General features: G+C 39.7%; 2 protein-coding genes. One reads left to right on the top strand and one right to left on the bottom strand.

Features of this window, described 5'->3' with window-relative positions; translation table 11 throughout:
* Positions 1-273 precede the first annotated feature (273 nt).
* The gene (locus H6G41_RS34510; protein WP_190752886.1) at positions 274-828 is read left to right on the top strand and encodes a hypothetical protein; all 555 of its coding nucleotides are present in this window, start codon (positions 274-276) and stop codon (positions 826-828) included.
* A gap of 101 nt (positions 829-929) precedes the next feature.
* Here the strand turns inward: H6G41_RS34510 and H6G41_RS34505 are convergent.
* The coding region (locus H6G41_RS34505; protein ID WP_190752885.1) for an arylamine N-acetyltransferase at positions 930-1,555 on the bottom strand (626 nt) is incomplete at its 5' end.

Genomic DNA, 1,555 nt, shown 5'->3' with positions numbered 1-1,555 from the left:
AGTGGAACGCTCTTTTACAATCAAAATGGAGTTGCATCTGGCTTTGGTACTGGAGCAGAGTTTGCCATCTTTACAGGTAACCCCTCACTGACTGCATCAGATTTCACGATCCAAATTTGATGAGGATTGAGATAGTCTTTCTCGCCAACTGCTAAATTTCTCTACCACATACAAGCTCCGGCGCAGCCCGCCTTTGGGATCGCAGGTTTGACATACTGGGTGCTAACTTGAGTATTACTTGCGATCGCCTTTTTACTCCGGGGACTTAATTTAATGACTTCTATTAATGAAGACATCTCTAAAGACTGCTCATCACCACGCGATCATAAATATGCTGTTTATCTCTCCCCAGGATATGAAGAAAATGTTAAATGGGGTGGTTACCATGTGACTATTACTGGATTTAGTAATTCTCATGCTTGCCAAAAAAGCCAGAAAACCATTTTGAATAATATCTGGAAGGAGATTCATAATGCTCATCCATATAGCTTTCGTAAAAAGGTTGAGGGCAAAGATTACTGGATTGAAACAAAGCATGATAAAAATGGTAATGACTTAGGCTATAGAGTCTCTTTCAACAGTGACCTTTTAGATAAATTCGCTGCTAAATTAAAACAACAGAAATTTGAGAGAATAAAAGGTAAAAAGCACAGTAAATCTTGGCATATTACCTTAAACATTTCCAGTAATGAGAATAGTGAATTAGCCAGAGCGCAGTTTGATGCTCTTAGAAAGAAAGATTGGAAACTCTGGCTTGTCAGAGAACCGTCCAAAGCTTGCCAATGCAAAGGAGAACAATGTGATTCAAATTATTGGCAAGAAATTTAGTTTGAAAGCAATCCGTTTTAATCTAAGTCCCGTTATGAGCACTCTTCAAGTATTTGAGTTAACTAGCAACTTAAGTTTATTGAAACATACAAGGGTGCAGCCTACTCAACTAACTCTTGTAAGGTAGTGTTAAGATCAGGAATCTCAGGTAAGGTCAAACAGAATACTTGCTCCAGTACGGTACGTAAATCACTCACAGTATTGAGTACAAGCGACTGCTTTTGACCATCGAGATGATACGTTGTAAATTTATTGTTTTGTAATGCATATCGACAATTTATATCTGGTCGAGCAACTATCAGTGTGCTCACAAAACGTGAGTTTGGATGAGTTGAGACATACCAATTGCTGACCTCATAATCAGCGAGTTGTTGCTCTTGCAGATCAAAACTATAAAGCGATTTCCACTCCTGACCAATGTATGCTTGCATAATGTAGGTGTAGCCAGCCATTATCAATCGAAACATTTCATGCGGTGTAATCTGTTCAATGTTTGGGATCATAGACAAAGGAGCGGTGAGTGTTAATCCCCCAAATCCTACATCTGCAACATATTCGCGTTCGTCAATCTCTACTAAAAGCAGCATATGAGAGCGGGGAGTAATCGTTCCTTGTGGAAGATTCCACAGTACACGGGCTGCTAAATTTTTGACCTTAAAGCCAAGGGCGAGCAAGACTGAGCGTAGCAATAAGTTTTGCTCAAAACAGTAGCCGCCACGTCTTTCAT

This window comes from Tolypothrix sp. FACHB-123 (assembly GCF_014697075.1).
GTDB lineage: Bacteria > Cyanobacteriota > Cyanobacteriia > Cyanobacteriales > Nostocaceae > Aulosira.
The sequence above is the reverse complement of the archived record's forward strand: the minus strand, read 5'-3'. Positions and strand labels throughout refer to the sequence as shown.